This window comes from Herbaspirillum sp. SJZ107 (assembly GCF_006715485.1).
Taxonomy (GTDB): Bacteria; Pseudomonadota; Gammaproteobacteria; order Burkholderiales; family Burkholderiaceae_D; genus Telluria.
In genome coordinates, this window is the sequence record NZ_VFNH01000005.1 from 194,851 (window position 1) to 217,471 (window position 22,621).

A 22,621-nucleotide genomic window follows, 5' to 3' on the forward strand; every position below is an offset into this window, starting at 1 on the left:
CCCGCTAGGCTTCGTAGCGCACCTGATCCAGCCAGGCCAGCAAAGGAATCGTCGCCGGCAGCAGCGGACTCACCGAATAGGCCCCCTGCCAGGCGAACGCCTGCCCTTCCAGGCTCTGCGGCTCGCCTTCCCAGCTGCGGCTGATATAGAAATACAGGCGCACGTGCGCGTGCTCGTACACGTGCTCGACGCAGCACCAGGGTTCGCCGTCGAGCACCCGGATGCCCAGCTCTTCGAGGAATTCGCGCTGCAGCGCGTGGAAGATGTCTTCCCCGGCTTCGACCTTCCCGCCCGGGAATTCCCAATAGCCGGCGTAGGGCTTGCCTTCGGGCCGCTGGCCCAGCAGCACGTCGCCGTTGGGACGCATCAGGATGCCGACCGCGACGTCGACCGGCTTCTTCAACACCTCGGTCATGCTCAAGCGCCTTCCTGCAGCTTGCCGGCGTAATCCTTGGCGAACTGCCAGGCCACGCGGCCCGAGCGCGAGCCGCGGCCCAGCGCCCATTGCAGCGCTTCCGGACGCGCCGCCTCGATCTGCGCCGGGGTGCAGCCGAAGCCCGCCAGCCAGTGGCCGACGATGTCGAGGTAGTCGTCCTGGCGGAACGGGTAGAACGACAGCCACAGGCCGAAGCGCTCGGACAGCGAGATCTTTTCCTCGACCGTCTCGCCCGGGTGCAGGTCGCCGTCCTCGCCATGCCGGTAGCCGGCGTTATCCGACATCTTTTCCGGCATCAGGTGGCGCCGGTTGGAGGTCGCATAAATCAGCACGTTGTCCGACTGCGCGGCCACGCTGCCGTCCAGCGCCACTTTCAGCGCCTTGTAGCCGGCCTCGCCCTCTTCGAAACTGAGGTCGTCGCAAAAGATCACGAAGCGTTCCGGGCGCCCGGCCACCAGATCGACGATGTCCGGCAGGTCGGCCAGGTCGGCCTTGTCCACTTCGATCAGGCGCAGGCCCTGGCCGGCGAAGCCGTTCAGGCAGGCCTTGATCAGCGAGGATTTGCCGGTGCCGCGCGCGCCGGTCAGCAGCACGTTGTTGGCCGGGCGCTGCTGCACGAACTGGCGCGTGTTCTGCTCGATCTGCGCCTTCTGGCGCTCGACGTGCTGCAGGTCGTCCAGGCTGATGTTCGACGCATGCGTCACCGGCTGCAGATAGTGGCCCCCGCCGGGACCCGAACGGCGGCGCCAGCGGAAGGCGTGGCAATGCTTGAAGTCCGGCTCGCGCGGTACCGCCGGCGGCAACAGGCTTTCCACCCGCGCCAGCAGCGCCTCGGCCCGGTGCAGGAACTGTTCCAGCTGGTTCATGCGCACACCGCCTTACGAACGATAGTCGGCATTGATCGAGACGTAGTCGTGCGACAGGTCGCAGGTCCAGACGGTGGCCTCGGCGCTGCCGCGTCCCAGCAGCACGCGCACCACGATCTCTTCCTTCTTCATCACGCGCTGGCCGTCCTCTTCCTTGTATTCGGGATTGCGGCCGCCGGCCTTGGCCACCAGCACGTCGTCCAGGTACAGGTCCAGCTTGGCCGGGTCGAGGTCGTCCACGCCGGCGTAGCCGATCGCAGCCAGGATGCGGCCCAGGTTCGGGTCGGACGCAAAGAAGGCGGTCTTGACCAGCGGCGAGTGGGCGATCGAATAGGCGACCTTGCGGCACTCCTCGATGTCGGTGCCCTGCTCGACGCTGACGGTGATGAACTTGGTCGCGCCTTCGCCGTCGCGGATGATCTGCTGCGCCAGGTGGCGCGCGATGCCGGTGACGGCGTCGCGCAGCGCTTCGTAGTCCGGGTGCTGCGTCGAATCGACCTGCAGGTCGCCGGCACCCGTCGCCACCAGGATGAAGGAATCGTTGGTCGAGGTGTCGCCGTCGATGGTGATCGAATTGAACGAGCGGTCGGCCGCGTATTTCACCAGTTCGTCCAGCACCGGCTGCGCCACTTTGGCGTCGATCGCCAGGTAGCCCAGCATGGTCGCCATGTTCGGCTTGATCATGCCGGCGCCCTTGCTGATGCCGGTCATGGTGACCATATGGCCGCCGATGCCGGTGGTGAGCGAGGCCGCCTTCGGCTGGGTATCGGTGGTCATGATGCTTTCCGCCGCGTTGAACCAGTTGTCCTGCTTCAGGTTGGCGATGGCGGCCGGCAGGCCGGCGACGATCTTCTGCACCGGCAGCGGTTCCAGGATCACGCCGGTGGAGAACGGCAGCACCTGGCCGGCGTCGATGCCGAGCAGGCGCGCGACTTCGTCGCAGGTGGCGCGGGCGTTGGCCAGGCCCGGCTCGCCGGTGCCGGCGTTGGCGTTGCCGGTATTGACCACCAGCGCGCGGATCGGCTTGGCGCCGCCGGTCACTGCGGCCAGGTTGGCCTTGCAGATCTGGACCGGCGCGGCGCAGAAACGGTTCTTGGTGAAGACGCCGGCGACGGTCGCCCCCTCGGCGAGCTTCATCACGAGCAGGTCCTTGCGGTTCGGCTTCTTGATGCCGGCTTCGGCAAAGCCGAGTTCGATCCCGTTGACGGGTTTCAGTTCGGCGGCAACGGGCAGAGGGGAATTGACGGCCATGGCGTTCTCAAAAGGAAAGATTGTCGAATCCGGTATTGTACCGCCAGCGGCGCACAACGCGCGGACGCACCGACCTGGTCGTGAGCGCCGCAAGGTTGCATTGATTTGGTGACTTTTCCTCAGCCGTCCTTAATAATAAGAAACATTACATTTTGGAATGGCCATCATGATGTCTCCGGTCTTGCGTTCCACTCTGGCGGCAACGCTGCTGGCGGCCCTCCCCGCGCTCGCCGATCCGGCTCCGGCACCGTCCGCGCCGCCGGTACCCACGCCGCCGGCTACCCTGCAGGCGGTACAGGCTGCATTGGCCGACCTGCAGCGCGGCATCGATCCCGGGCTGCCGCTGGCGCAGCAGTTCGAGCACCTGGCGGCGGCGCGGCCGTCGCCGCAGACCGCGGACAAGCTGCGCGCCGCCTTCGGCACCGACCGCCTGTACGCCATCGAGCGCCGTCCGCCGGCGGCCGGCAGGCAGGCCTGGCGCGCCACCCTGTTCCCCTTGAAATACACCTCGCCGCAGGGCACGGGCGTCGACTGGAGCGAAGGCTTGCTCGACATGGCCGTGGAACCCGACGGCAAGACCGTGCGCGGCCATGGCAGCATCGAACGCGTCGCCGTCGAAGACGCCGCCACGCGCATGCACTGGCGCGGCATCGTCTTCGACAGCCGGCAGCAGCGCGGCTATGCCGGCCTGTGGTTCGGCAGCGTCGACGCGCAGATCGCCGCCGCGCAGTTCCAGGACCGCAAGGATGGCGTCGGCATGGACATGAACGCGCTGCGCTTGTCCGCGCGCATGACCGAAAAGCCGAAGACCGTCGACATCGCCTACGACGCCCGCATCGGTTCGGTCGCCGTGGCCGGCGAACAGGTGGACGACATCCGCTTCGCGCTGCGCGTGACCGGCATCGACAAGAAGGCGATGGCCGAACTCAAGGCGCTGCAGGAACGGCAGCAGGCCAGGCAGGAAACTCTGGCCGCGCTGACGCCGCAGCAGCAACTCGCCGTCCTCAAGCCGCTGCTGCGCAGCTTCGGCCAGGCCGCGATGGCGCGCGGCACCGCGATCGAGGTCGACCAGATCGGCGCCAGCTACCATGGCGTGCGGGCCGCCATCAAGGGCCGTATCGCGCTGCAGGGCGCCACGCCGGCCGACCTGGACGATGCCGGGCGCCTGCTGAAAAAACTGGTGGGACGCTTCGAGGTCCGGGTGCCGATGGCGCTGGTGAGCGAGATCGCCGGCACCATCGCCACAAGGCAGGTCGCGGCCCAGGCCGCGCAGCGCGGCGGCAGCGCCGATCCGCAGGCCGCCGCCCAGCTGCGCCAGAACATCACCGATCTCATGGTCGGCAAGCTGGTCGGGCCGGGCTTCGCGCGCCTCGAGAACGACATGCTGGTATCGACGCTGGAGTGGAAGACCGGCGTCCTTACCGCCAACGGCAAGCCGGTCCAGCTGCCGAAGCCGGATCAAGATACGGCCGCTGTCCCGGGCGCCGTGGCGCCCGGCCGGGGCAACTTCCTGCAGGCGCGCCTGGTCGATGGCAGCTGCACCCTGCCCGGCTTCCCGGACGAGGTCACGCGCGCCGACCGCGCGCTGCGCCAGCGCATCGAGTTCACCATCGGCGTCGACGGCCGCGTGAAGGATGCCCAGGTCACGCAGCCGAGCGGCTTCCCGGACTACGACCGCGCCATGCTGCAGGCGCAGGGCCAGTGCACCTACATTCCTGCCCTGCGCGACGGCAAGCCGATCGAACTGCGCTCGGCGCGCGAAACGGTGCGCAGCGCGGGCACCGGCGGCACCGGGCACTGAGGCCCGGTTTGCTAAGATGCGACCACTGACCGGAGGGATTCCATGACCGACAACCAACGCGATGTCGTGAGCGCCTGCTTTTCGCTGGCGATCATCGCCTTCGCCCTGTTCGTGACGCAGCGCTTCGTGCTGCCCCTGCTGTGGGCCGCCATCCTGTGCATCGCCACCTGGCCGCTGTACCGGCGCATGCTGGCGGCCCTCGGCAACCGCGGGATCCTGGCCGCGGCCCTGGTCACCGTGCTCGGCGCGGTCGTCTTCATCACTCCGCTGGCGGTCGGCGTGAGCCAGGCCGCGCACCAGGCGCCGGCGCTGGCCCAGCTGGTCGCCAGCGCCAACACCGACGGCCTGGCGCCGCCTGCCTGGCTGCTGCGCATCCCGTTCGCCGGCAACGAGATCCACGACTGGTGGAGCGCGACGCTCGGCCAGCCGCACGGCCTGGCGCACCTGCTGCAGGACAGCTCGGTCGGGCGCATGCAGTCGGCCAGCGAAGTGCTCAAGCGGGTCGGCAGCAACGTGATGCACCGCCTGATCGACGTGGTGTTCGCCTTCGTCTGCCTGTTTTTCTTCTACAAGGACGGCGCGGCGCTGCAGCGCCAGCTCGATGCCATCGGCGCCCACCTGATCGGGCCGTCGCGCTGGACCCTGTACGCGCTCAAGGTGCCGGTCGCGGTGCGCGCCACCGTCAACGGCCTGGTGCTGGTCGGGCTGGCCGAAGGCGTCCTGCTCGGCATCGGCTACCAGATCGCCGGCGTGCCCTCGGCGGTGCTGTGGGCGGCCGCCACCGGGGTGCTGGCCATCATCCCGTTCGGCGCGCCGCTGGCCTTCGGCGCCGTGGCCGCCCTGCTGCTGTACCAGGGCAATCCGGCTGCCGCCATCGCCATCGCCGTGTGGGGCGCCATCGTCCTGTTCGTCGCCGACCACTTCGTACGCCCGCAGATGATCGGCAGCGCCACCCAGCTGCCTTTCCTGGCGGTCCTGCTGGGCATCCTGGGCGGGGTCGAGACGCTGGGGCTGATCGGCCTGTTCGTCGGCCCGGTGGTCATGACGCTGTTCGTCACGCTGTGGCACGAGGAGAAGCGCTTCCGCGGCGCGCGTTGAAAGTGCTTGACCCTGACGCAGCGTGAGGTTCGAGACTGGTACCACGCTGAAGAAAAGGAGAAGCCGATGCTGAAAGTAGGTGAACTTGCCGCCGCCGCGGGACTGACGGTGCGCACGCTGCATCATTACGACAGCATCGGGCTGCTCCGCCCTTCGGCGCGTTCCGATGCCGGCTACCGGCTCTACGACCGCGATGACGTGGCGCGCCTGCACCGGATCCAGGCCCTGCGCGCATTCGGCATGAGCCTGTCCGACATCGGCCTTTACCTGGACAGCCCGGCCGGCTCGCCGCTGCTGGTCGTCGAACGCCAGCTGGCGGCGCTCGACCGGCAGATCAGCGAAGCTGCGCACATGCGCAGGCAGTTGCTGCGACTGCATACCGAACTGGCGGATGGCGGCCAGCCGGACCTGTCCACGTGGTTGAGCACACTGGAGCAGATGATGGTCTACGAAAAATACTTCACCCAGGACGAGCTGGCACAGCTCCCCATGTACCACGACGACGGCGCCAAGGCGCAGTGGAAGGCGCTGGTCGACGAAGCCGCCGCCCTGATGGGCACGGCAGCGCCCGACTCGCCCGCTGCCGCCGACCTCGCGCGGCGCTGGCTCGACGCCTTCGAGAGCGGCACCGGCGGCAACCGCGCCATGGCCTCGCGCGTGAACGCGATGGCGGCGCGCGAACCGGAAGCGATGCACACCCAGTTCGGCATGTCGCCCGAACTGATGGGCTACGTGATGGCGGCGATCGCCGAACTCAAATATGGCGTATGGAGCAAGTACCTGGCGCCGGACGTGATCGCGCAGATGCGCCGGCACCACGCCGGCCGCGGCAAGGAGTGGGCGCTGCTGGTCGAGCAGGCGCGCGAGGCGATGCAGGCCGATCCCAAGGCCGCCGGCACCCGTGCGCGCGAGCTGGCACGTGCATGGCTGGCGCTGTTCCACGACATGGTCGGCACCGAGCCGGCCACGGTGGATGCCTTCCGCCATGCCAGCGCGACCGAACCGGTGCTGCGCATGGGGAACGGGATCAGCGAGGCGATGCTCGAGTGGCTGCGGCAGGCGATGCCGAAACCGGCAACGCAATGACAATGCAGGAACAAAAAACAATGAAGAAATAAAAAACAATGAAGAAAAAAAAGCGCCCCGCGGGGCGCTTTTTTCTTTGGCTGGTATTACGCCAGCTTGCCGTGGCAAGCCTTGAACTTCTTGCCGCTGCCGCACGGGCAGGGATCGTTGCGGCCGACCTTCATGCCCATGTAGGTGGTGGACGGATCGTCCGGCACCGCGGTGGCGGTCGCGGTGGCCGCCTGCGGGGCCAGCAGCTCTTCCGGCTCGGCCGACGGGTCGAAGTCGGCGTGCTGGTAGTTGACGTTTTCCAGGTGCGCCGCGGCAGCCTGCATCGCCGCTTCCGCCGCCTCGACTTCCTCGCGGGTCTGGATGCGCACGGTCATGATGGTGCGGATCACTTCGTTCTTGATCGCGTCCAGCATGCTCGAGAACAGCTCGAAGGCTTCGCGCTTGTACTCCTGCTTCGGGTTCTTCTGGGCGTAGCCGCGCAGGTGGATACCCTGGCGCAGGTGGTCCAGCGCCGCCAGGTGCTCGCGCCACTGGGTGTCGATGTTCTGCAGCATGACGTTGCGCTCGAAGCCGCCGAAGGCTTCGGCGCCGACGATGCCGACCTTGGCGTTGTACGACGCGTCGGCGGCGGCCAGCACGCGCTCGAGGATGTCGTCGTCGTTCAGGTTCGGCTCGTCCTCCAGCATCTGGGCCAGCGGCACGTCCAGCGCCCATTCCTCGGCCAGCACGTTCTGCAGCGCCGGCACGTCCCACTGCTCTTCGACCGATTCGGCCGGCACGTGGGCGCGCACCACGTCGGTGAACACGCCGGTGCGCAGCGAGGCGATCAGTTCCGAGATGTCGGCCGCTTCCAGGAGTTCGTTACGCTGGGTGTAGATCACCTTGCGCTGGTCGTTGGCGACGTCGTCGTATTCGAGCAGCTGCTTGCGGATATCGAAGTTGCGGGCCTCGACCTTGCGCTGGGCCGACTCGATCGAGCGGGTCACGATGCCGGCCTCGATCGGTTCGCCTTCCGGCATCTTGAGGCGGTCCATGATCGCGCGCACGCGGTCGCCGGCGAAGATGCGCAGGAGCGGATCGTCGAGCGACAGGTAGAAGCGCGAGGAGCCCGGGTCGCCCTGGCGGCCGGAACGTCCGCGCAGCTGGTTGTCGACGCGGCGCGACTCGTGGCGCTCGGTGCCGATGATGTGCAGGCCGCCCTGGGCGACCACGTGGTCGTGCAGCGACTGCCATTCGTCGCGCAGCGTCTGCGACTGGGCGGCCTTGTCGGCATCGCCCAGCGCGGCGTCGGCGTCGATGAACTGGATCTGCTTCTCGACGTTGCCGCCGAGGACGATGTCGGTACCGCGGCCCGCCATGTTGGTGGCGATGGTGATCATCTTCGGACGGCCGGCCTGGGCCACGATCTCCGCTTCGCGGGCGTGCTGCTTCGCGTTCAGCACGTTGTGCGGCAGCTTGGCCTGGTTCAGGATGCCGGACAGCAGTTCCGAGTTCTCGATCGAGGTGGTGCCGACCAGCACCGGCTGGCCGCGCTCGTAGCAGTCGCGGATGTCGTTGACCATCGCGCCGTACTTTTCCTGGGCCGACTTGTACACCTGGTCCTGGCGGTCCTTGCGCTGCGACGGACGGTTCGGCGGAACGACCACGGTCTCGAGGCCGTAGATTTCCTGGAATTCGTAGGCTTCGGTATCCGCCGTACCGGTCATGCCGGACAGCTTGGCGTACATGCGGAAGTAGTTCTGGAAGGTGATCGAGGCCAGGGTCTGGTTCTCGTTCTGGATGCGCACGCCTTCCTTGGCTTCCACCGCCTGGTGCAGGCCTTCGGACCAGCGGCGGCCGGTCATCAGGCGGCCGGTGAATTCGTCGACGATGACGACTTCGCCGTTCTGCACGACGTAATGCTGGTCCTTGTGGTACAGCACGTGCGCGCGCAGGGCGGCGTACAGGTGGTGCACCAGCGTGATGTTGGCGGAGTCGTACAGCGAGGCGCCTTCCGGCAGCAGGCCCATCTGGGTCAGGATCGATTCCGCCTTTTCGTGGCCGGCCTCGGTCAGCAGCACGGTGTGCGCCTTTTCGTCCTTGGTGTAGTCGCCCGGGACTTCGACCTTGCCCTTGCCGTCCGGGGTTTCTTCGCCGACCTGCAGGGTCAGCAGCGGCGGCAGTTCATTGATCTTGTGATACAGGTCGGTGTGGTTCTCGGCCTGGCCGGAAATGATCAGCGGGGTACGCGCTTCGTCGATCAGGATCGAGTCGACCTCGTCGACCACGGCGAAGTTCAGGGCGCGCTGCACGCGTTCCTTGGCGTCGTACACCATGTTGTCGCGCAGGTAGTCGAAGCCGTATTCGTTGTTGGTGCCGTAGGTGATGTCGGAACCGTAGGCCTGCTGCTTGGTGTCGTGGTCCATCTGCGACAAGTTGACGCCGGTCGTGAGGCCGAGCCAGCCGTACAGGCGGCCCATCTGCTCGGCGTCGCGCTGCGCCAGGTAATCGTTGACGGTCACCACGTGCACGCCCTTGCCGGACAGCGCGTTCAGGTACACCGGCAGGGTTGCCATCAGGGTTTTACCTTCGCCGGTGCCCATCTCGGCGATCTTGCCGTAGTGCAGCACCATGCCGCCGATCAGCTGCACGTCGAAGTGGCGCATCTTCATGACGCGCTTGGCAGCTTCGCGGCAGACCGCAAAGGCTTCGACCAGGATGTCGTCGAGGGTGGTTCCACCAGCGACGCGTTCCTTGAATTCCGCGGTTTTCGCTTTCAGTTCGGCATCCGACAGCTTTTCCATCTGCGGCTCGAGCGCGTTGATCTCACGCACGGTTTTTTGGTATTGCTTGATCAGCCTCTGGTTACGGCTGCCGAAAATCTTGGTCAGGAATGACATGCTGTGTTCTTAATAAGTACGCCGCGAGAAGTAAGCTCGAAAAGGCCGGGGATGATATCAAAAGAATATCCCCCGAAGACCGCCTGTGGCAAAAAGCTACCGATTTTATCATGCGATCTGGCCACACTTGGGGTCCACGCCACAGTTCACAAGTGCGTTTCACTAAAAAATATTATCAAATTGCATCGATTTGCGCATCGGCCGGTGCATTTCGCCAACATCGCTTTCCGGGGCCGGCTGTGGTATGTTCGGCGCATGCAGTCCTCTTCCAACCAGCGTCCCTACACCATCTTCGGCACGCGCGATCGCCGCACGGCGTTCGGCGCCACCGACTTCCTGCGCTCCAACGAACGCCTGGCGGCCCTGCTGCCGGCGGCGATGCGTATCGGCAACCTGCAAAAAGACCTGCGCGTGATCCTGCCGCCGATGTATGGCGGCTGTGACGTATTGTCCTTCCAGGACAGCGTGCTGGTACTGGCGGTGCCCTCCTCGGCCGTGGCGGCCAAGCTCAAGCAGCAGTTGCCGAAGCTGCAGGCAGGGCTGCAAAAGAAGGGCTGGCAGGTGGAATCGGTGCGTATCAAGATCCAGGTCGGCCGCGCGGTGGCGGCGGCGCAGCCGCAGGCCGTGAAACGGGTGCTGGAATTGCCACCGACGGCGGTGCAGGCGTTCGAGGAACTGGGGGAGGCGTTGCCGGCGACGGCGCAGAATGCACCCTTGATTGCGGCCTTGCGGCGCTTGGCGGAGAAGCGGAAGTAGATTGTCTTGCCGAAGCCGCGGGATTCGATAACAGCCTGCAGTAAACAACCTCGCCCCTGCGCAGGCAGGGGTCCAAGTTGTTTGGTGTGCCTCGAACTTGGATCCCTGCCTGCGCAGGGACGACGTTGTCTTAATGCGCGTAGATACCGACTTTAACGGCTTGTTCGCCGCCGGGTGAAGACCTCAGGTCAGCGCCCACTCCCGCTCCATCTGCGCCCCGTACGACTGCGGCGCCCGCGATTGCTCGGCAAAGGTCACGACCTCGTAGGCGTCCGGATGCGCCAGCAGTTCGCGCAGCAGCAGGTTGTTGAGGCCGTGTCCGGACTTGTGCGCCTCGTAGCTGGCCAGCAGCGGGTTGCCGACCAGGTACAGGTCGCCGATCGCATCAAGGATCTTGTGGCGCACGAATTCGTCTTCGTAGCGCAGGCCGTCCGCATTCAGGATGCGGTATTCGTCCATCACGATCGCGTTTTCCAGCGAGCCGCCACGGGCCAGGCCCATGCCGCGCAGGCTTTCCACGTCCTGCATGAAGCCGAAGGTGCGGGCGCGCGCCACGTCGTGCACGTACGAGACCTTGCCGAAATCGACGCTCGCGCGCTGCATGGTGCCGTCGACGGCCGGGTGGTTGAATTCGATGAAGAAGTCGAGCTTGAAGCCGTCGTAGGGCGTGAGGCGGGCCCACTTCTCGTTGTTGCCGCTGCCCTGGCGCACTTCCACGGGCTTCAGCACGCGGATGAATTTCTTCGCCGCGGCCTGCTCTTCGACCCCGGCCTGCTGAAGCAGGAACACGAAGGACGAGGCCGAGCCGTCCATGATCGGGATTTCCTCGGCGGTGACGTCGACGTACAGGTTGTCGATGCCGAGGCCGGCGCAAGCCGACATCAGGTGCTCGACGGTCGAGACGCGCGCGTTGCCCTTCGTCAGCACCGACGCCATGCGGGTATCGCCCACGATGTCGGCATTCGAGGGGAACTCGACGATGGGGTCGAGATCGACGCGGCGGAACACGATTCCGGTATTGGCGGCGGCCGGGCGCAGGGTCAGTTCGACCTTGGTGCCCGAGTGCAGGCCGACGCCGGTCGTGCGCACCAGCTGTTTGACGGTTCTTTGTTTAAGCATGGGCCGATTATATAGTGGTGTGCCCGCGTTCGCTGGCGACCGCTCTTTTCGACTTGGCTGAAAAACCACGTTCTCAGGGATGCTCGGCTTCCACGTGTGCGGTTTCGTGGCGAATCAGGTACAAGCCGCTGCCGACGATGATTGCCGCACCGATCAAAGTGGTTTGATCGGGCAAGGTTTGCCACATCAGCCAGTCGATGCCGATGCCCCAGGCCAGCGCCGTGTACTCGAAGGGCGCGACTACCGAGGCTTCGCCGTGGTTGAAGGCTTCGGTGATGGCCAGCTGGGCCAGGAAGCCGCTGACCGACAGCACCGCCAGCAGGGCCAGGTCGCCGGCCTGCACCGGCACCCAGCCGGGCGCCGCCAATGCGCCGGCACCGATCGACATCATCAGCATCAGCCAGAACACCATGTGCTCGCTGCGGTCGGAGCGTGCCAGGATGCGGCCGCTGACGGCCGACACCGCATAGCACACGGCCGACGCCAGGATGGCGAGGCCGCCGAGGGTCAGCATGCCGTCGCCGCTGGGACGCAGGATGACCAGCACGCCGGCCATGCCGACCGCGATCGCGATCCAGCGCGCCGCATTCACCCGCTCCTTCAGGACGAACACCGACAGCGCGGTGATCAGGATCGGGCCGATGAAGAAGATCGAATAGGCCTCGGCCAGCGACAGTTCGCGCACGCCGTAGGCGAACAGCGCCAGCATCACGATGCCGATCGCGGCGCGCAGCAGGTGCAGCGGCCAGCGCACCTGCAGGGCCGACCGCAAGCCGCCGCGCCACAGCAGCCAGGCGCACACCAGCGGCAGCGAGGACAGCGAACGCAAGGCCGCGACCTGCATCGCCGGATAATGGGCGGACAGCAGCTTCATCGTCGTGTCCATGATCGAGAACATGACGACGCCGGCCAGCATCGCCTGGATGCTGCGCAGGTTGCCGCTCAGTTTGCTGCCGGCCTTGACGCTGCCCTTCCCCGTCACGCTCAGCCCAGCTGTTCGAGCAGCTTTTCGGCCGACGACACGTCGAAGCCGCCGGCTTCCAGGTTCAGCTGCTTGACCACGCCGTCCTGCACCAGCATCGAATAGCGCTTCGAGCGGATGCCCATGCCCTTGGCGACCAGGTCGAATTCGAGGCCGAGTGCCCTGGTGAAGACGGCGCTGCCGTCGGCCATCATGCGCACGATCCCGGTCGCCTTCTGCTCGCGGCCCCAGGCGCCCATCACGAAGGCGTCGTTGACCGACACGCACCAGATCTCGTCGACGCCCTTGGCCTTGAGCTGGTCGGCCAGCTTGACGTAACCCGGCAGGTGCTGCGCCGAGCAGGTCGGGGTGAAGGCGCCCGGCAGGCCGAAGATGGCAATCGTCTTGCCTTTCACGAGGTCGGCCACGTTGAAGGTATTCGGGCCGAGCGAGCAGCCTTCGGTTTCGGTCTCGATGAATTCCGCGAGGGTCGCTTCCGGCAGGCGGTCGCCGATCTGGATGGTCATGGTGGAGATTCCTGTGTTGTCGTTATAGGAACCCGCAAGTATGCACTAAAAAAACGAAGGGCCGGTACTGCTTGGTTCAGTACCGGCCCCCGGATCATGGAGTGTGCCGGGTGGTCAGCCCGGCAGGAGTGTTATTGCTTAGTCGGCTTGCTTGCGCAGGAAAGCCGGGATGTCATAGGTCTCGACACCGTTGCGCTGCATGGCCTGCACCTGCTCCGATGCCTGCTCGCGGCGCCACACGGCCGGCTGCTTCATGCCGACGTCGGCAGTACCGGCGATCGAACCCATGTTCACGCCGGCCGCGACCGGCGCGGTGCCGGCCATCATCGGCTGGTTGTAGGTGCCGGTGCGCAGGACCTGCTGCGGCTGGACCAGCGAGATGTTGGCCTTGTTCTTGCCCAGGCCGGTCGCGACCACGGTCACGCGCAGCTCGTCGCCCATCTCGTCGTCGTAGGCGATGCCCTGGGCGATCGCGGCGTCGGGCGCAGCGAAGGCGCGCACGGCGGCCATGACTTCCTTGATTTCCTTACCCTTCAGGCCGCGCGATGCGGTGACGTTCACCAGCACGCCCTTGGCGCCCGACAGGTCGATACCGTCCAGCAGCGGCGACGCCACGGCCTGCTCGGCGGCGATGCGCGCGCGGTCCACGCCCGATGCGGTCGCGGTGCCCATCATGGCCTTGCCCTGCTCGCTCATGATGGTCTTGACGTCGTTGAAGTCGACGTTGATGTGGCCCGGCACGTTGATGATCTCGGCGATACCGGCGACGGCGTTGTTCAGCACGTCGTCCGCATGCTTCATCCAGTCCAGCATCGATTCGTCTTCGTAGATGTCTTCCAGCTTTTCGTTCAGGATGACGATCAGCGAGTCGACGTGCTTGGTCAGCTCTTCGAGGCCGGTCTCGGCCACCTGCATGCACTTGTCGCCCTCGTACGAGAACGGCTTGGAGACCACGGCCACGGTCAGCGCACCCATGTTCTTGGCCACTTCGGCCACGATCGGGGCGGCGCCGGTACCGGTACCGCCGCCCATGCCGGCCGCGATGAAGACCATGTGCGCGCCGCGCAGCGCATCTTCGATGCGGCCGCGCGATTGTTCGGCCAGCTGGCGGCCGATTTCCGGACGCATGCCGGCACCCAGGCCGGAATCGCCGATCTGGATGATGTTGTGGGCGCTCGACGCATTCAGCGCCTGGGCGTCGGTGTTTGCGGCGATGAACTCGACACCGGAAACACCTTTGTTGATCATGTGCTGCACCGCGTTGCCACCCGCACCGCCGACGCCGACCACCTTGATCACGGTGCCCAGTGCTGCGTTATCGACCATATCAAACTCCATGATGAACTCCTAATCTCAAAATGCCGTTCCCAAGCCAAAAACCTCATCGTTCTCAATCAGGCCTGAAGATTGGAAACGCGCCTATATTTTAAAAATATTTACGATCGTTACCAAGAAAAACCGTTACCAAGTGTTTCCATCAACGTAAAAAAATCGACTTTGCGTTGCATTTTGGATGGGACCGCCATCATGGCCTGCCAAACTGTTGCCGCTCATCAGGTTTCTTTCCGCTGCCGCTATCAGAAATTCCCCAAGAACCACTCTTTCATGCGCTGCCACACCGCCTTCACCGAACCATCCTGGCGCGTCACGATATGGCCGCGCAGGTACTGCTTTTTCGCTTCCAACAGCAAGCCGAGGACGGTAGCGTAGCGCGGGCTGCGCACCACGTCCGCCAGTTGGCCCCGGTACTCCGGCGTGCCGAGGCGCGCCGGTTTGAGAAAAATGTCTTCCGCCATTTCGATCATGCCCGGCATGATCGAGGAACCGCCGGTCAGCACGATGCCCGACGACAGCACCCCTTCGTAGCCCGACTCGCGCACCACTTGGTGCACCATCGCGAACAGCTCTTCGACGCGCGGTTCGATCACCGCCGCCAGCGCCTGGCGCGACAGCGAGCGCGGACCGCGGTCGCCCAGGCCCGGCACCTCGAGCGTCTCGCCCGGGTCGGCCAGCACCTGCTTGGCCACGCCGTAGCGGATCTTGATTTCCTCGGCTTCGCCGGTCGGGGTGCGCAGCGCCATCGCGATGTCGCTGGTGATCTGGTCGCCTGCGATCGGCAGGACGGCGGTATGGCGGATCGCGCCATCCGAGAACACGGCGATGTCGGTGGTACCGCCGCCGATGTCGATCAAGACCACGCCGAGTTCCTTCTCGTCGCCGGTCAGGACCGAGTCGGCCGATGCCATCGGCTGCAGGATCAGGTCCGAGACTTCCAGGCCGCAACGGCGAACGCACTTTACAATATTTTGCACTGCGGACACCGCACCGGTGACGATGTGCACGCGCACCTCGAGACGGATGCCGCTCATGCCGATCGGCTCGCGCACGTCTTCCTGGTTGTCGACGATGAATTCTTGGGGCACCGTGTGCAGCAGCTGCTGGTCGGTCGGGATATTCACGGCCTTGGCGGTCTCGATCACGCGGGCGACGTCGGTGGCGGTGACTTCCTTGTCCTTGATCGCCACCATGCCGCTCGAGTTGAACGAGCGGATATGGCTGCCGGCGATGCCCGCGTACACGTTGCGGATCTTGCAATCGGCCATCAGCTCGGCTTCCTCGAGCGCGCGCTGGATCGACTCGACGGTCGCTTCGATGTTCACGACAACGCCCTTCTTCAAGCCCCTCGACTCGTGCTGGCCGAGTCCGATCACTTCGTGGCGTCCATCGGCCATCACCTCGGCCACCACCGCCACCACTTTCGAGGTGCCGATGTCGAGGCCGACGATCAGGTTCTTCGCGTCTTTAGTCATGTTAGCTGTGCCTGCTTAAATTAAATGTGCTTTGTTGTTTTGGTTGGTGCTTTTTTTTGCTTCGCCGCCTTCACCGGCTTGGTGGCGTCGGCGGGTACGCTGAGTGCCGCCGAAGACAGCGCCAGGCCGTTCGGATAACGCATGTCGATGGTGTCGATACGCCCTTCCTGCAGGCGCGCCACCAGCTGCGGATAGATGCTCACCAGCCGCTGCACGCGCCCCTTCAGGGTCGCATTGTCCTTTTCCCGCCCCAGCTCGACGTTCATGCCGTTGTCCAGCTTGACCGTCCAGGCGTAGCGGTTCGACAGGCTGATCGACTCGGGCACCAGCGCCACCTGCGCGAACCAGCCGCGCAGTTCGGCGAAGCGCGCCAGCACTTCCTTTTCGCTGCCGGCCGGACCATCGAACGCAGGCAGTGCGTGGTCCTCGTCGGCCTCGGCCAGGTTGGCGGTGAACACTTCACCCTTCACCGACAGCAGGCGTCCATCCTCGCCCCAGGTGCCGAGCGCCTCGTGCTCTTCCACCGCGACGATCAGCTGGTTCGGCCATTCGCGGCGTACGCTGGCCTTGCGGACCCAGGGCACGGCCTCGAAGGTGGCGCGCACCTGTTCCAGGTCGGAGGTGAAGAAGTTCCCCTTGATCTTCCCCATCACCCCGTTGCGCACCGTCAGTTCGTTCACGTGCTGCAGGTCCAGCCCATACATGCTTTCGACGCGCACCGCGCGCAGCGTGAACATCGGACGCTGCGACAGCCACCACACGCCCGAGGAAATGCAGGCGAGCGCCACCAGCGCGGTGATCGCGCCGGAGGTTGCATTCAGGGCTCGCACGTCATGCCACATCTTGGTTTTTCCTTACTTCTTTCCGTTCGCGGCGACGCCGGTCTTCAGGCTGGCCGAGCGCAGGATCTGCACGCACAGGTCTTCGTAGCTGGTGCCCTCGGCACGCGCCGCCATCGGCACCAGCGAGTGGCCGGTCATGCCCGGCGAGGTGTTCACTTCCAGCAGGAAGTGGCGCCCGTCCGATTCGCGCAGCAGCACGTCGATGCGGCTCCAGCCTTCGCAGCCGAGCGCGCGGTAGGCCTTTTCCACGTCGGCCTGGATGGCGGCGGTGGTGGCGGCATCCAGCGGCGCCGGGCAGTGATACTGGGTGTCGTCGGTGAAGTACTTGTTCTGGTAGTCGTAGTTGCCCTCGGGCGCCACGATCTCGACGATCGGCAGCGCGCGCGCCTGCGCGCCCGTGCCCAGCAGCGGCACCGAGAATTCGCGGCCTTCGATGAACTGCTCGGCCAGCACCAGCTTGTCGTACTTGTGGGCCAGGTCGACCGCCGCCTTGAAGTCTTCCGCGCGGGTGACCTTGGTGATGCCGATGGTCGAGCCTTCCAGCGGCGGCTTGACGATCAGCGGCAAGCCGAGGTCGGCCACCACCTTGTCCAGGTCCGTGTTCTCGTCGATCACCGCGTAAGTCGGGGTCGGCACGCCGGCCGCCAGCCAGACGATCTTGGTGGTGATCTTGTCCATGCCGACCGACGAGGCCATCACGCCGCTGCCGGTGTACGGGATGCCGAGCAGTTCGAGCGCGCCCTGCAGGCTGCCGTCTTCGCCGTAGCGGCCGTGCAGCGCGATGAACACGCGGTCGAATTTTTCCGCTTCGAGTTCGCCGAGCGAACGTTCGGCCGGGTCGAAGGCGTGGGCGTCGATGCCCTTCGACTTCAGTGCCTGCAGCACGCCGTTGCCGGACATGAGCGAGACTTCGCGCTCGGCGGAACGGCCGCCGAACAGGACGCCGACCTTGCCCAGTTCGGCGATTTCGGAAGGAGTCAGAGTATTCAAGATGCGACCTTTTGATTCGAAATCAGTTGTTGCGGAATGCCGCCGATGGAACCGGCGCCCATGGTCAGCACGACGTCGCCGTCGCGCGCCACCTTCAGGATCGTCGCCGGCATGTCGGCGATCGACTCCACGAAAATCGGTTCGATCTGGCTGCCGGTGCGCAGCGCGCGCGTCAGCGCACGGCCGTCGGCGGCCACGATCGGGGATTCGCCGGCAGCGTACACCTCGGCCAGCAGCAGCAGGTCGGGCACCGCCAGCACCTTGACGAAGTCCTCGAACAGGTCGCGCGTGCGGGTGTAGCGGTGCGGCTGGAAGGCCAGCACCAGGCGCCGGCCCGGGTAGGCGGCGCGCGCCGCGGCCAGCGTCACCTGGGCTTCGACCGGGTGGTGGCCGTAGTCGTCGACCAGCGTGAAGCTGCCGCCGTCCGGCAGCGCGACCTCGCCGTAGCGGGTGAAGCGGCGGCCGACGCCGCGGAAGCCGGCCAGGCCGCGCGCGGTGGCCTCGTCCGGGATGCCGATCTCGCGCGCGATGGCGATCGCCGAGCAGGCGTTCAGCACGTTGTGCATGCCGGGCTGGTTCAGCACGAATTTCGTGTCCGGGTAGCCTTCCTGGCGCACCGTGAAGTGCATCTGGATGCCTTCGGCGTGGGCGTCGAGCGCGCGCACTTCGGCGTCTTCCGAGAAGCCGTAGGTAGTGACCGGCTTGGTCACCTGCGGCAGGATCGAGCGCACGTTGGCGTCGTCGATGCACATCATCGCGCGGCCGTAGAACGGCAGGCGGTGAGTGAAGTTCACGAACGCGGCCTTCAGCTTCTCGAAGTCGTGCTCGTAGGTGTCCATATGGTCGGCGTCGATGTTGGTGATCACCTCGATCATCGGCGACAGGTTCAGGAAGGACGCATCCGACTCGTCGGCCTCGGCCACGATGTATTCGCCGGTGCCCAGCTTGGCGTTGGCGCCGGCGCTGGTCAGCCGGCCGCCGATCACGAAGGTCGGGTCCAGTCCGCCCTCGTACAGCACGGACGCCACCAGGCTGGTGGTGGTGGTCTTGCCATGGGTGCCGGCGATGGCGATGCCGCGCTTCAGGCGCATCAGTTCGCCCAGCATGATGGCGCGCGGCACCACCGGGATCTTGGCGGCGCGCGCCGCGATCACTTCCGGATTCGCTTCGTTGACGGCGGTCGAGGTCACGACCGCGTCGGCGCCGCGGATGTGTTCCGCGGCGTGGCCGATCGACACGATGGCGCCGGCATCCTGCAGGCGCTGGCTGGCCGCGTTGGACGCCAGGTCCGAGCCCGACACTTTATAGCCGAGGTTGAGCAGCACCTCGGCGATGCCGCTCATGCCGCTGCCGCCGATGCCGACGAAGTGAATGTGTTTGATCTTGTGTTTCATCTTGCCTTGGTTCCTCGACCTGCCAATTTCTCTAATACGTTCGCGATCGCCTCGTTGGCATCGCGCTTGCCCACCGCCTGCGCCGCCTCGGCCATCGCCAGGCAATCGTCGCGGGTGGTGGTTTGCAGCAGCTGCGCCAAGCGCTGCGGATTCAGTTCGCCCTGCGGCAGGTGCAGGGCCGCTTTCTGCTTGTCCATCCAGATCGCGTTGTCGCGCTGGTGGCTGGTGGTGCTGGCGACGAACGGCACCAGCACGCTGGCGACGCCGGCCGCGGTCAGCTCGGACACCGTGATCGCGCCGGCACGGCAGATCACCAGGTCGGCGTTCGCGTACTCCGCCGCCATGTCGTCGATGAAGTCGACCACGTTCGCCTGCACACCGGCCTGGGCATAGGCCGCGCGCAGGGCGTCGATGTTCTTCTTGCCCGACTGGTGGGTCACGCTTGGCCTCTGGCCTTCCGGAATCAGGGCCAGCGCTGCCGGCACCGCATCGTTCAGCACTTTCGCGCCCAGGCTGCCGCCCACCACCAGGATGTTGAGTACGCCGCTGCGGCTGGCGAAACGGTGGCCCGGGGCCGGCATCGCCAGGATCTCCTTGCGCACCGGGTTGCCGGTGACGACGGCTTTATCGGCAGCTTTGCCGAAATCCGCAGGGAAGCCGAACAGCACGAGCTGCGCGATCGGCGTCAGGGTCTTGTTCGACAGCAGCAGCGCGGCATCCGCATTCACCAGCGCCAGCGGCACGCCGCGCGAGCGCGCCATCATCCCGCCCGGCACGGTCACGTAGCCGCCCATGCCCAGCACCACGTCCGGCTTGCGCTCGCCGATGATGCGGCGGCAGGCGGCAAAGGCGCCCACCATCTTGAAGGCGCCGGTGACGGTGTGGCCCAGGCCCTTGCCGCGCAGGCCGGCGAAGTCGATGCTGTCCATCGCGATGCCGTGCTTCGGCACGATCTCGCGTTCCATGCCGTGGGCGGTGCCCAGCCAGCTGACTTCCCAGCCGCGTTCGCGCATCGACTGGGCGATGGCGATGCCCGGGAAGATATGGCCGCCGGTGCCGGCCGCCATGATCATCAAACGCTTGGTCATTATTGGCGTCCTCCACGCATGCGCACGCGGTTTTCGTAATCGATGCGCAGCAAAATCGCCAGGCCGACGCAGTTGAACAGGATGCCGGAGCCGCCATAGCTCATCAGCGGCAGGGTCAGGCCCTTGGTCGGCAGCAGGCCGAGGTTCACGCCCATGTTGATGAACACCTGCACGCCGAGCCAGATGCCGATGCCCTTCGCGGCCAGGCCGGCGAAATGCTGCTCCAGCGCGATCGCCTGGCGGCCGATGTCGAAGGCGCGCTTCACCAGCCAGTAGAACAGGCCGATCACCGCCAGCACGCCCACCAGGCCGAGTTCTTCGCCGATCACGGCCATGATGAAGTCGGTATGCGCTTCCGGCAGGTAGTGCAGCTTCTCGACGCTGCCGCCCAGGCCGACGCCGAAGAACTCGCCGCGTCCGAAGGCGATCAGCGAGTGCGTCAGCTGGTATGCCTTGTCCAGCGCATTGCCCTCTTCCCACGGGTTCATGTAGGCGAACATGCGCGCGCGGCGGAACGGCGACAGCGCGATGATGCTCGAGAACACCAGCACCAGCACGGCGCCGATGCCGCCGAACCAGACCATGTTGAAGCCGCCCAGGAACAGGATGCCCATCGAGATGCAGACCACCACGCCGAAGGCGCCGAGGTCGGGCTCCAGCATCAGCAAGCCGCCGACCAGGCCCATCGCGGCGGCCATCGGCATGAAGCCCTTGGTCAGCTTGTGCATGTACTGCTGCTTGCGCACCGTGAAGTCGGCCGCGTACAGCACGGCCACGACCTTCATGATCTCGGACGGCTGCATCTGCATGATTTTCAAAGGCAGCCAGCGCCGTGCGCCGTTGACCGACACGCCGACGCCGGGCACCAGCACCAGGGCCAGCAGCACCAGCGTGCCGACGAACATCAGCGGCGCGAAGCGCTGCCACACCACTACCGGCACCCGGAACACGAACAGGCCGGCCACCAGCGAGACCACGATGAACATCGCCTGGCGCACCAGGAAATAACTGTTCTTGCCGCCCAGGTAGGCGAACTTGGGCGAATCCGGCAGCGCGATCGAGGCCGAATACACCATCACCATCCCGAACAGCATCAGCAGGACGACGACCCAGACCAGCGGCTGGTCGTATTCCATCATGCGCGAGGGCCGCGCACGCGTGGCGATGGTCGCATCGTTGGAGGAGCCGCCAAATTTAAAAGGGATCTGGAAGGCCATCAGATGTCCTGCCCCTTCTCGAGCGCGATGTCGCGCACGGCATCCACGAACACCTGGGCGCGGTGGGCGTAATTGGTGAACATGTCCATGCTGGCGCAGGCCGGCGACAGCAGCACCACGTCGTGGCTACGCGCCAGGCCGGATGCGCGGCGCACCGCCGCCGGCAAATCGTCGAGGTCGAAGCACGGCACGCCGGTCGGCTCGATCGCCGCCTTGACCGCCGGCGCGTCGCGTCCGATGAGGAGAACGGCGCGCACGTAGCGCGAGCACGGGCCGGCGAGCGGCGCGAAGTCCTGGCCCTTGCCGTCGCCGCCGGCGATCAGGAGGATCTGGCGGTCGGCTTCGCCGAAGGATTTGCCGAGGCCTTCCAGCGCGGCCACGGTGGCGCCGACGTTGGTGCCCTTGCTGTCGTCGTAGTATTCGACGTCGTCGATGCTGGCGACCAGTTCGACGCGGTGCGGCTCGCCCTGGTATTCGCGCAGGCCGTGCAGCAGCGGCGCCAGCGGCAGGCCGGCGGCGCGGCACAGGGCCAGCGCGGCCAGCGCGTTGGACGCGTTGTGCAGGCCGCGGATGCGCAGCGCGTCGGCCGGCATCAGGCGGTTGATGACCAGTTCGGCCGGTTCTTCCTGCTCATTCAGGGAAGGAGAACGGCGACGCTTCTTCTCCGGCTCTTCCGCCGGATTCGCGTTCGCCAGCCACAGTACGCCGCGCTCGTTCAGCAAGCCGAAGCTGCCCGGGGCATCCGGTTCGCCGGTGCCGAAGGTGTTGACGGCGGCGCCGCTGCCGGCCATGCCCATCACGATCGCGTCGTCGCGGTTCAGCACGCGGACGGTGTCGGCGCCGAAGATGCGTGCCTTGTCGGCGGCGTAGGCCGCCATGCTGCCGTGCCAGTCGAGGTGGTCCTGGGTGATGTTCAGGACCGTGGCGGCGTCGGCGTTCAGGCTGAAGGTGGTGTGCAGCTGGAAGCTGGACAGTTCCAGTACCCACGCCTGCGGCAGGTCGTCGCCGTCGATCACTTCGCGCAGCACGTCCAGCGCGGCCGGGCTGATGTTGCCGGCCACGCGCGTGCTGAAACCGGCGCGGCGGCACAGCAGGCCGGTCATGCTGGTGACGGTGGTCTTGCCGTTGGTGCCGGTGATGGCGATGACTTTCGGCGCATAGCCGCGTTCCGCCTTCAGGGCGGCCAGCGCCTGGGCGAACAGTTCGATTTCGCCCCAGACCGGGATGCCGCGGTCGCTCGCCGCCGGCAGCAGCGCGGCCAGTTCGCGCGACGGTGCCAGGCCCGGGCTGACGGCGACGAAGTCGGCGCCGTCCAGCAGTGCCGGGCCGAAGTCGCCAGCGACGAATTCCACCTCCGCCACAGCGGCGCGCAAGGCCGGCAGGCGCTGCGGCTCGGCGCGGGTGTCGGCCACGCGCACGCGCGCGCCGCAGCGCGCGAGCCACTGCGCCATCGCCAGGCCCGATTCGCCGAGTCCCAACACCAGTGCGGTTTTGCCGTCGTAGTTCATA

Annotated in this window: 19 protein-coding genes; 4 read left to right on the forward strand and 15 right to left on the reverse strand. The window is 66.2% G+C overall.

From position 1 onward, the window contains the following. Positions 1-4: 4 nt before the first annotated feature. From FBX97_RS26545 to argJ, 3 genes are read right to left on the reverse strand one after another with little or no spacing between them, the layout of a single operon-like run. Entirely contained in the window at positions 5-415 is a 411-nt protein-coding gene (locus FBX97_RS26545) for an NUDIX domain-containing protein (RefSeq protein ID WP_141838446.1), read from the reverse strand. A 2-nt stretch (positions 416-417) separates the two neighbouring features. Beyond that, positions 418-1,302, reverse strand: coding sequence for an ATP-binding protein (locus tag FBX97_RS26550; protein WP_141838448.1), 885 nt, complete (start codon positions 1,300-1,302; stop codon positions 418-420). Positions 1,303-1,314: 12 nt separating this feature from the next. Then, positions 1,315-2,553: a bifunctional glutamate N-acetyltransferase/amino-acid acetyltransferase ArgJ gene (gene argJ / locus FBX97_RS26555; RefSeq protein WP_141838450.1), complete on the reverse strand. Its 1,239-nt coding sequence runs from the start codon at positions 2,551-2,553 to the stop codon at positions 1,315-1,317. Between the two features lie 166 nt (positions 2,554-2,719). Here argJ and FBX97_RS26560 point away from each other — a divergent pair, with 166 nt between their 5' ends. The 3 genes from FBX97_RS26560 to FBX97_RS26570 all read left to right on the forward strand — a co-directional run bounded on the left by FBX97_RS26560 (position 2,720) and on the right by FBX97_RS26570 (position 6,538). Next, entirely contained in the window at positions 2,720-4,354 is a 1,635-nt protein-coding gene (locus FBX97_RS26560) for a DUF945 family protein (protein ID WP_185748767.1), read from the forward strand. Positions 4,355-4,396: 42 nt separating this feature from the next. Then, on the forward strand, positions 4,397-5,452 hold the full coding sequence (locus FBX97_RS26565; protein WP_141838454.1) for an AI-2E family transporter: 1,056 nt from the start codon (positions 4,397-4,399) through the stop codon (positions 5,450-5,452). A 66-nt stretch (positions 5,453-5,518) separates the two neighbouring features. Then, entirely contained in the window at positions 5,519-6,538 is a 1,020-nt protein-coding gene (locus FBX97_RS26570) for a MerR family transcriptional regulator (RefSeq protein ID WP_141838457.1), read from the forward strand. 86 nt (positions 6,539-6,624) lie between these two features. On the opposite strand, the gene secA is transcribed toward FBX97_RS26570, so the two are convergent. Continuing rightward, the gene (gene secA, locus FBX97_RS26575; protein ID WP_141838459.1) at positions 6,625-9,408 is read right to left on the reverse strand and encodes a preprotein translocase subunit SecA; all 2,784 of its coding nucleotides are present in this window, start codon (positions 9,406-9,408) and stop codon (positions 6,625-6,627) included. A gap of 255 nt (positions 9,409-9,663) precedes the next feature. Between secA and FBX97_RS26580 the strand changes: the two genes are divergently transcribed. Next, on the forward strand, positions 9,664-10,164 hold the full coding sequence (locus tag FBX97_RS26580) for a DciA family protein (RefSeq protein ID WP_141838461.1): 501 nt from the start codon (positions 9,664-9,666) through the stop codon (positions 10,162-10,164). A 183-nt stretch (positions 10,165-10,347) separates the two neighbouring features. On the opposite strand, the gene lpxC is transcribed toward FBX97_RS26580, so the two are convergent. From lpxC to murD, 11 genes are all read right to left on the reverse strand, one after another. Continuing rightward, positions 10,348-11,283 (reverse strand): UDP-3-O-acyl-N-acetylglucosamine deacetylase, encoded by a 936-nt coding sequence (lpxC, locus tag FBX97_RS26585; protein ID WP_141838463.1) that lies wholly within the window; start codon positions 11,281-11,283, stop codon positions 10,348-10,350. A 73-nt stretch (positions 11,284-11,356) separates the two neighbouring features. Further along, a complete protein-coding gene (locus FBX97_RS26590; RefSeq protein ID WP_141838973.1) occupies positions 11,357-12,199 on the reverse strand; it encodes a DMT family transporter in 843 nt (280 codons plus the stop codon). A gap of 68 nt (positions 12,200-12,267) precedes the next feature. Then, a complete protein-coding gene (locus FBX97_RS26595) occupies positions 12,268-12,771 on the reverse strand; it encodes a peroxiredoxin (RefSeq protein WP_141838465.1) in 504 nt (167 codons plus the stop codon). A gap of 138 nt (positions 12,772-12,909) precedes the next feature. Next, a complete protein-coding gene (ftsZ, locus tag FBX97_RS26600; RefSeq protein WP_141838466.1) occupies positions 12,910-14,109 on the reverse strand; it encodes a cell division protein FtsZ in 1,200 nt (399 codons plus the stop codon). A 239-nt stretch (positions 14,110-14,348) separates the two neighbouring features. Further along, on the reverse strand, positions 14,349-15,581 hold the full coding sequence (gene ftsA / locus FBX97_RS26605; RefSeq protein ID WP_141838468.1) for a cell division protein FtsA: 1,233 nt from the start codon (positions 15,579-15,581) through the stop codon (positions 14,349-14,351). A gap of 20 nt (positions 15,582-15,601) precedes the next feature. Continuing rightward, positions 15,602-16,423, reverse strand: coding sequence for a cell division protein FtsQ/DivIB (locus tag FBX97_RS26610; protein WP_141838470.1), 822 nt, complete (start codon positions 16,421-16,423; stop codon positions 15,602-15,604). A 12-nt stretch (positions 16,424-16,435) separates the two neighbouring features. After that, on the reverse strand, positions 16,436-17,413 hold the full coding sequence (locus FBX97_RS26615) for a D-alanine--D-alanine ligase (RefSeq protein ID WP_141838473.1): 978 nt from the start codon (positions 17,411-17,413) through the stop codon (positions 16,436-16,438). Next, positions 17,410-18,807: a UDP-N-acetylmuramate--L-alanine ligase gene (gene murC, locus FBX97_RS26620; protein WP_141838475.1), complete on the reverse strand. Its 1,398-nt coding sequence runs from the start codon at positions 18,805-18,807 to the stop codon at positions 17,410-17,412. Before murC ends, FBX97_RS26615 begins: the two co-directional genes overlap by 4 nt. Next, on the reverse strand, positions 18,804-19,895 hold the full coding sequence (gene murG, locus FBX97_RS26625; protein WP_255517651.1) for an undecaprenyldiphospho-muramoylpentapeptide beta-N-acetylglucosaminyltransferase: 1,092 nt from the start codon (positions 19,893-19,895) through the stop codon (positions 18,804-18,806). The genes murC and murG overlap by 4 nt, the downstream gene beginning before the upstream one ends. Continuing rightward, a complete protein-coding gene (ftsW, locus tag FBX97_RS26630; RefSeq protein WP_141838477.1) occupies positions 19,895-21,112 on the reverse strand; it encodes a putative lipid II flippase FtsW in 1,218 nt (405 codons plus the stop codon). Before ftsW ends, murG begins: the two co-directional genes overlap by 1 nt. Next, positions 21,112-22,620 carry a UDP-N-acetylmuramoyl-L-alanine--D-glutamate ligase gene (gene murD, locus FBX97_RS26635; protein ID WP_141838479.1) on the reverse strand — a complete coding sequence of 503 codons (1,509 nt, stop codon included), beginning with the start codon at positions 22,618-22,620 and terminating at the stop codon, positions 21,112-21,114. The genes ftsW and murD overlap by 1 nt, the downstream gene beginning before the upstream one ends. Position 22,621: the final 1 nt, after the last annotated feature.

What these genes read in the sequence shown, in the direction of transcription:
- argJ (WP_141838450.1), bottom strand. Translation starts at nt 2,553, where the DNA reads ATGGCCGTCAATTCCCCTCTGCCCGTTGCCGCCGAACTGAAACCCGTC.
- lpxC (WP_141838463.1), bottom strand. Translation starts at nt 11,283, where the DNA reads ATGCTTAAACAAAGAACCGTCAAACAGCTGGTGCGCACGACCGGCGTC.
- FBX97_RS26570 (WP_141838457.1), top strand. Translation starts at nt 5,519, where the DNA reads ATGCTGAAAGTAGGTGAACTTGCCGCCGCCGCGGGACTGACGGTGCGC.
- FBX97_RS26565 (WP_141838454.1), top strand. Translation starts at nt 4,397, where the DNA reads ATGACCGACAACCAACGCGATGTCGTGAGCGCCTGCTTTTCGCTGGCG.
- FBX97_RS26580 (WP_141838461.1), top strand. Translation starts at nt 9,664, where the DNA reads ATGCAGTCCTCTTCCAACCAGCGTCCCTACACCATCTTCGGCACGCGC.
- ftsW (WP_141838477.1), bottom strand. Translation starts at nt 21,112, where the DNA reads ATGGCCTTCCAGATCCCTTTTAAATTTGGCGGCTCCTCCAACGATGCG.
- FBX97_RS26560 (WP_185748767.1), top strand. Translation starts at nt 2,720, where the DNA reads ATGATGTCTCCGGTCTTGCGTTCCACTCTGGCGGCAACGCTGCTGGCG.
- ftsZ (WP_141838466.1), bottom strand. Translation starts at nt 14,109, where the DNA reads ATGGAGTTTGATATGGTCGATAACGCAGCACTGGGCACCGTGATCAAG.
- FBX97_RS26590 (WP_141838973.1), bottom strand. Translation starts at nt 12,199, where the DNA reads ATGCTGGCCGGCGTCGTCATGTTCTCGATCATGGACACGACGATGAAG.
- ftsA (WP_141838468.1), bottom strand. Translation starts at nt 15,581, where the DNA reads ATGACTAAAGACGCGAAGAACCTGATCGTCGGCCTCGACATCGGCACC.
- murC (WP_141838475.1), bottom strand. Translation starts at nt 18,807, where the DNA reads ATGAAACACAAGATCAAACACATTCACTTCGTCGGCATCGGCGGCAGC.
- secA (WP_141838459.1), bottom strand. Translation starts at nt 9,408, where the DNA reads ATGTCATTCCTGACCAAGATTTTCGGCAGCCGTAACCAGAGGCTGATC.
- FBX97_RS26545 (WP_141838446.1), bottom strand. Translation starts at nt 415, where the DNA reads ATGACCGAGGTGTTGAAGAAGCCGGTCGACGTCGCGGTCGGCATCCTG.
- FBX97_RS26610 (WP_141838470.1), bottom strand. Translation starts at nt 16,423, where the DNA reads ATGTGGCATGACGTGCGAGCCCTGAATGCAACCTCCGGCGCGATCACC.
- FBX97_RS26595 (WP_141838465.1), bottom strand. Translation starts at nt 12,771, where the DNA reads ATGACCATCCAGATCGGCGACCGCCTGCCGGAAGCGACCCTCGCGGAA.
- murG (WP_255517651.1), bottom strand. Translation starts at nt 19,895, where the DNA reads ATGACCAAGCGTTTGATGATCATGGCGGCCGGCACCGGCGGCCATATC.
- murD (WP_141838479.1), bottom strand. Translation starts at nt 22,620, where the DNA reads ATGAACTACGACGGCAAAACCGCACTGGTGTTGGGACTCGGCGAATCG.
- FBX97_RS26550 (WP_141838448.1), bottom strand. Translation starts at nt 1,302, where the DNA reads ATGAACCAGCTGGAACAGTTCCTGCACCGGGCCGAGGCGCTGCTGGCG.